Origin of the sequence: Neisseria sp. HMSC074B07, assembly GCF_001810355.1 — a bacterium.
Lineage (GTDB): Bacteria > Pseudomonadota > Gammaproteobacteria > Burkholderiales > Neisseriaceae > Neisseria.
This window is the reverse complement of the sequence record NZ_KV800873.1, coordinates 1-6,769: the sequence shown is the minus strand read 5'-3', so window position 1 is coordinate 6,769 and position 6,769 is coordinate 1. Positions and strand designations below refer to the sequence as shown.

At 50.5% G+C, this 6,769-nt stretch carries 4 protein-coding genes; 2 read left to right on the top strand and 2 right to left on the bottom strand.

All coding sequences use genetic code 11. The features are described from left to right. Nucleotides 1-114: 114 nt before the first annotated feature. Entirely contained in the window at nucleotides 115-1,119 is a 1,005-nt protein-coding gene (gap, locus tag HMPREF2726_RS00385; RefSeq protein ID WP_009312559.1) for a type I glyceraldehyde-3-phosphate dehydrogenase, read from the bottom strand. A 568-nt stretch (nucleotides 1,120-1,687) separates the two neighbouring features. Here gap and lpxC point away from each other — a divergent pair. Continuing rightward, nucleotides 1,688-2,602 carry a UDP-3-O-acyl-N-acetylglucosamine deacetylase gene (lpxC, locus tag HMPREF2726_RS00380; protein WP_009312558.1) on the top strand — a complete coding sequence of 305 codons (915 nt, stop codon included), beginning with the start codon at nucleotides 1,688-1,690 and terminating at the stop codon, nucleotides 2,600-2,602. 312 nt (nucleotides 2,603-2,914) lie between these two features. Here the strand turns inward: lpxC and ggt are convergent, their stop codons facing one another. Further along, nucleotides 2,915-4,684 (bottom strand): gamma-glutamyltransferase, encoded by a 1,770-nt coding sequence (ggt, locus tag HMPREF2726_RS00375; RefSeq protein ID WP_009312557.1) that lies wholly within the window; start codon nucleotides 4,682-4,684, stop codon nucleotides 2,915-2,917. A 478-nt stretch (nucleotides 4,685-5,162) separates the two neighbouring features. On the opposite strand from ggt, the gene gnd reads away from it, so the two are divergent. Beyond that, nucleotides 5,163-6,611 carry a decarboxylating NADP(+)-dependent phosphogluconate dehydrogenase gene (gene gnd / locus HMPREF2726_RS00370; RefSeq protein ID WP_003766527.1) on the top strand — a complete coding sequence of 483 codons (1,449 nt, stop codon included), beginning with the start codon at nucleotides 5,163-5,165 and terminating at the stop codon, nucleotides 6,609-6,611. Nucleotides 6,612-6,769 lie beyond the last annotated feature (158 nt).

Genomic DNA, 6,769 nt, shown 5'->3' with positions numbered 1-6,769 from the left:
TTACTATCCTATTTTGATTTTAATTGACTATAAAAACAAGGTCGTCTGAAAAAATTTTCAGACGACCTTTTTCTCTTACTTATCCACAGACTGGTTTACCCAATCCGAAATCTTTTAGATTTTGCCTGCGAAGTATTCCAAAGTGCGGACGAGTTGGCAGGTGTAGGACATTTCGTTGTCGTACCAGGCAACGGTTTTCACCAGTTGTTTGTCGCCTACGGTCATCACGCGGGTTTGGGTGGCATCGAAGAGCGAGCCGTATTCGATACCGATGACATCAGAAGAAACGATTTGATCTTCGGTGTATCCGTAAGATTCGTTGGCGGCGGCTTTCATCGCGGCGTTGATTTCTTCTTTGGTCACGGGGCGTTCGAGGACGGAAACCAATTCGGTCAGCGAGCCGGTGGCAACGGGGACGCGTTGGGCAGATCCGTCGAGTTTGCCGTTCAATTCGGGGATAACCAGACCGATGGCTTTGGCGGCGCCGGTGCTGTTGGGCACGATGTTGAGCGCGGCGGCGCGGGCGCGGCGCAAATCGCCTTTGCGGTGCGGCGCGTCAAGGGTATTTTGGTCGCCGGTATAGGCGTGGATGGTGGTCATCAGGCCTTCGACTACGCCGAACTCTTTTTGCAGGACTGCCGCCATCGGGGCGAGGCAGTTGGTGGTGCAGGAAGCGGCGGAGATGACGGTTTCGCTGCCGTCCAAAATGTCTTGGTTTACGCCATATACGACGGTTTTCACATCATTGCCGCCGGGGGCGGAAATAACGACTTTGCGCGCACCGGCGCGGATGTGGGCTTCGGCTTTGGTTTTGCTGGTAAAGAAGCCGGTACATTCGAGGACGACGTCCACGCCCAATTCGCCCCAAGGCAATTCTTCAGGATTCGGATTGGCGAAGACTTTGATTTCTTTGCCGTTCACCACGATGGCATCGTCTTTCAATTCGGCAGTACCTTGGAAGCGGCCTTGGGTGCTGTCGTATTTGAAAAGGTGCAGCAGCATATCGGCAGGGGTCAGGTCGTTGACGGCGACGACTTCGATGCCTTTGGCTTTTTCAATTTGACGCAATGCCAGACGGCCGATGCGGCCGAAACCGTTAATCGCTACTTTGATGCTCATTTTGATACTCCTGTCAGTAGGGAAAGGGATAAATTTCAATAAGGGCTATTGTATCCTGAAATAAAACTACTACCTAGAATTACACGATGCTACTTTTAAAATGTTTGATTTAAATAAAAAAACCGTGAAATAGGTCGTCTGAAAATGCAGATTGGTACGGTTTGTCCCCATATTTGGGGATAAATTTTGGTTGTTTTTAAAATTAATATGTAATTATTTAAAAAATGATGATAGTGATGAGTGTATCCCCGTTTTGTGGGTAACCTTATTACTGATTGTATAATCAAATTGTTGGATTCATTTAAAGGCTGCGTTCAAGTTTTGTTTTTTATGAGAACAAAGTCGGATAATCTGTAATCGTTTGAATTTTTCTGTGGATAAAATCGGATTTTTCCACTCGGATTACACGGCATATTGTGGATAAACTTACCGGTACAAAGGGTCGTCTGAAAAATCTATGGTTCTGAAACACCTACATTAGCAAATACTATTAAAAATAATGGATTATTTTTTCCTTTTTATCGTATTATCCAAACATCAAACCAATTATTGAATAAGGAGGCGGTTTATGCTGCAACGAACTTTGGCAAAATCCATCAGCGTAACCGGCGTCGGGCTGCATTCGGGCGAACGGGTCGCGCTGACCCTGCACCCCGCGCCTGAAAACAGCGGGATTTCTTTCCGCCGTACCGATTTGGACGGCGAAATGGGCGAAACCATCAAACTTACGCCTTACCTCATCAACGATACGCGCCTGTCGTCCACTATCGTAACCGACAAAGGCGTGCGTGTCGGCACGATCGAACACATCATGTCCGCGCTGTCCGCCTACGGCATCGACAATGCGCTGATTGAGTTAAACGCGCCCGAAATCCCGATTATGGACGGCTCCAGCCTGCCGTTTATTTATCTTTTACAAGATGCGGGCGTTGTCGATCAAAAGGCGCAAAAGCGGTTTTTGAAAATCCTCAAGCCCGTTGAAGTCAAGGAGGCGGGCAAATGGGTGCGCTTTACGCCGTATGACGGCTTTAAAGTGACGCTGACCATCGAATTCGACCATCCGGTTTTCAACCGCAGCTCGCCCACTTTTGAAATCGATTTCGCGGGCAAGTCCTACATCGACGAAATCGCGCGCGCGCGCACCTTCGGCTTTATGCACGAAGTAGAAATGATGCGCGCCCACAATCTCGGGCTGGGCGGCAATTTGAACAACGCCATCGTGATTGACGACATGGACGTTTTGAATCCGGAAGGTTTGCGTTATCCCGACGAGTTTGTCCGCCACAAAATCCTCGATGCCATCGGCGATTTGTATATTGTCGGACACCCGATTATCGGCGCATTTGAAGGCTACAAATCCGGCCACGCCATCAACAACGCCTTATTGCGTGCGGTTTTGGCGGACGAAACCGCTTACGAATGGGTGGAATTTGGTGACGATGAGAATTTGCCATCCGCCTTCCACGAGCTGCCGGCGGCTTGAAATAAGACAGCGTACAAAAAGGTTGTGGATGATTGTTTATCCACAGCCTTTTTATTGAATAAAGGTCGTCTGAAATCTTGGTTTTAAGTTTTCAGACGACCTTTCAATAAAACAAAACCATCTCCCGCCAATATTTCAGACATGATTATCCACATGGCTATCTAATCTATCCTTCTGAAAAATAAAAAGATTATATTTTTTCTCAAATTTTATACACACTTTATCCATAGCTTTTCTCCAGCAATAAAAAAGGTCGTCTGAAAACCCAAATTTGGATTTCAGACGACCTTTTATCCACAAGCTGATCGGTGATCAATCGCCCATGACTTTACCTTCGCGGCGCGGGTCGGCACCGCCGAGCAAACCGTCTTTGCCGATCACAATGCCTTGTACGCCGGAATTCAAATCGCGGATTTGGACTTTGTAGCCCAGTTTTTCCAATGCTATCGCTTTATCCGTCGCAGCGGTTTTTTCCTCGATTTCATACTGGCCGCCGCGATTGAGCATATTCGGCAGAGAGATTGCCGCCTGAATGTCCATGCCCCAGTCGATATGCGCCACCAGCGTTTTGGCGACGAAACCGATGATGCGGCTGCCGCCGGGCGAACCGACCGCCAAATAAGGCTTGCCGCCTTTCATCACAATGGTCGGCGCCATCGAAGAACGCGGCCGTTTGCCGCCCGCCACGCTGTTTGCCACCGTTTTACCGTCCGCGCCGACAGGGTTGAAAGCAAAATCGGTCAATTCATTGTTGAGCAGATAACCGTTTGCCATCAGTCCCGAGCCGAACGCGTTTTCAATCGAAGTCGTCATCGACACGACGTTGCCGTCTTTATCCACAACCACCAAATGGCTGGTGGACGGCAGCTCTACCGCCATACCCTGCGCGTATGCCTTACCGACCCGACCCGCCTGAATGTTTTCCAACGCCTTGTCGGATTGGCGGATTTCTTCGGCACGCGGTTTCAGGTAAGCCTGAGAAATCAGGGCACGGGTCGGGACGTTGACAAACGCGGGATCGCCGACGTAATAATCACGGTCGGCAAACGCAATCCGCGACGCATCGCCTATCCAGCGCCAACTGTGGATATTTTCCGCGCCCAACGCCTTCATATCCTGATTTTGCAGGACGCCCAAAATCTCGCCCAAAGCAATCGCGCCCGAACTTGGCGCGCCCATGCCGCAGACTTCGTATTCACGATACGGCGCGCAAACCGGTTCGCGCTCGATAACGCGGTAGTTTTTCAAATCCGCCATGCTGATTTTGCCGGGGTTATCCACAGCGCCGGTAACGGCACGGACAATATTCTGCGCCTGCGCCCCCTGATAAAACGGCGCGCTGCCTTTTTCCGCCAACAGACGCACGGAGCGGGCAAATTCAGGGTTTTTCAACACCGTTCCCGCTGCCAAAGGCTTGCCGTCGGGCAGGAAATACGCGGCGGTTTGCGGATAACGTTTCAAAGGCTCCAGATTCTGCTCGATGGATTTCGCCATGCGCGGTGAAACGGTAAAGCCTTGTTCCGCCAAAGCAATCGGTTTGTCAAACAGACTTGCCCAAGGCAATTTGCCGTAACGCTTGTGGACATCTTCCAGCAGCTTCGGAATCCCCGGCACACCGACCGAACGGCCGCCGACCACTGCGTTCATAAAGCCCATCGGCTTGCCGTTTTCATCCAAGAAAAGCGCCGGCGTTGCCGCTTTCGGCGCCGTTTCTCGGGCATCAAACGTCGTCAGTTTTTTCGCCTTATTGTCCCAATACACCAAAAACGCACCGCCGCCCAAACCGGAAGACTGCGGCTCGGTCAGTCCCAGCGTGGTCTGCATGGCGATCATCGCATCTATCGCGCTACCGCCGCGTTTCAAAACCTCATATCCCGCCTCGGTTGCCAACGGATTGGCAGACGCCGCCATATAATGTTTGGCGCGGATCAATTTCTGCTCGGTCAGCCCCGTCCCTTGTTCCGGCGCACGGTTATCCACAGCCGTCGGCACAGGCGCGGCATCAGGTTTCTGCATCGGCTGGTGCGCGCACGCTGCCAAAACCAAAACAACCAACAGGTTTAAGCTAAAGGAAAATTTCATATCTGCTCCCTTTTAGTTGAGATATTTTTCAGAAGACCTGCGGTTGAAAAACACAAAAGGTCGTCTGAAACATGAAAACCGATTGGACTGTTTATCTCTTCGGACAGTTCCGTTTGAGCCCGGTATAAAACCGGCAGGCTGTGTGTATAGCCGGAAAGTTATACACAAAACCAAACCGGATTTCAAAATTATCCACATCTGCAAACAAGGCAAACAGCAGTTTATCCGCATTCAAAATCTGCATTCAACTTATTGAACTGAAAAAGGAATAAAAGTTATACACAAACAAATGCGCGACTCAATATAATCATCCATTTATTATTTAAAATCTTATTTATAGTTTGTTTCCCAACGCGCAGCCAAAGTCCGCAACGTAAAGGCATCTTTTCAAAAAATTAGATAGTTAAGGATTGTTAAACCTCTGTAAATCAGATAGAGTTACGGCTGATAAATTAAATTAATAATGGAGCTTCCATCAATGAAAGGCGATATCGGCGTCATCGGCTTGGCCGTTATGGGTCAAAATTTGATTTTGAATATGAACGATCACGGTTTCAAAGTCGTGGCGTACAACCGGACCACTGCTAAAGTAGACGATTTTCTCAACGGCGCAGCCAAAGGCACCAACATTATCGGTGCCTATTCATTGCAAGATTTAGTGGATAAACTGGAAAAACCGCGCAAAATCATGATGATGGTACGCGCAGGTTCTGTCGTGGATGACTTTATCGAGCAACTTGTCCCGCTTTTGGACCAAGGCGACATTATTATTGACGGCGGCAACGCCAACTATCCCGATTCCACCCGCCGCACGCACGAGCTGGCGGCAAAAGGCATCCGCTTTATCGGCGCGGGCGTTTCCGGCGGTGAAGAAGGCGCGCGCCACGGCCCGTCTATCATGCCCGGCGGCGACGAAGCCGCATGGCCTGCCGTCAAACCCATCTTCCAAGCCATTGCCGCCAAAACCCCGCAAGGCGAACCCTGCTGCGACTGGGTCGGCCGCGACGGCGCAGGCCATTTCGTCAAAATGGTGCACAACGGCATCGAATACGGCGATATGCAGTTGATTTGCGAAGCCTACCAATTCATGAAAGACGGCTTGGGTCTGAGCTACGACGAAATGCACCGCATTTTCAGCGAATGGAACCAAACCGAGCTGGATTCCTACCTGATTGAAATCACCGCCGCGATTTTGGGCTACAAAGACGAAAACGGCGAACCTTTGGTCGAAAAAATCCTCGATACCGCCGGACAAAAAGGCACAGGCAAATGGACCGGCATCAACGCCCTCGACTTAGGTATCCCGCTGACGCTGATTTCCGAAGCCGTGTTCGCCCGCTGCGTATCCGCGTTCAAAGACCAACGCGTTCAAACCGGCCGCTTGTTCGGCAAAACCGTTACCCCCGTTGACGGCGACAAAGCCGCATGGGTCGAAGCCCTGCGCCAAGCCCTGTTGGCATCCAAAATCATCTCCTACGCACAAGGTTTCATGCTCATCCGCGAAGCCAGCGAAAACAACGATTGGGCATTGAACTACGGCAACACCGCCCTTCTGTGGCGCGAAGGCTGCATCATCCGCAGCGCGTTCTTGGGCAACATCCGCGACGCATACGAAGCCAATCCCGATTTGGTGTTCTTGGGTTCCGACCCCTATTTCAAAGGCGTATTGGAAAACTGCCTGCCCGCATGGCGCAAAGTCGTCGCCAAAGCCATCGAATGCGGCATCCCCATGCCCTGCATGGCTTCCGCGATTACCTTCCTCGACGGCTACACCACCGAACGCCTGCCCGCCAACCTGCTGCAAGCCCAACGCGACTACTTCGGCGCGCACACCTACGAGCGTACCGACAAACCGCGCGGCGAATTCTTCCACACCAACTGGACAGGCAAAGGCGGCGATACCGCATCGACCACTTACGATATTTGATTTGTCTGAATCAGCGAAAAGGTCGTTTGAAAACCCAAAACTTATGGTTTTCAGACGATCTTTTTATTTGAACCTTTCAATTTGAGGTACGCTTGTTATGGAAATCTCAACGACAAATTTCGATTTTATAGTCAATTAAAATCAAAATAGGACAGTAA

Bases quoted from the DNA above. Each gene is read 5' to 3' on its own strand.
- gap (WP_009312559.1), bottom strand. From the start codon at position 1,119: ATGAGCATCAAAGTAGCGATTAACGGTTTCGGCCGCATCGGCCGTCTG.
- gnd (WP_003766527.1), top strand. From the start codon at position 5,163: ATGAAAGGCGATATCGGCGTCATCGGCTTGGCCGTTATGGGTCAAAAT.
- lpxC (WP_009312558.1), top strand. From the start codon at position 1,688: ATGCTGCAACGAACTTTGGCAAAATCCATCAGCGTAACCGGCGTCGGG.
- ggt (WP_009312557.1), bottom strand. From the start codon at position 4,684: ATGAAATTTTCCTTTAGCTTAAACCTGTTGGTTGTTTTGGTTTTGGCA.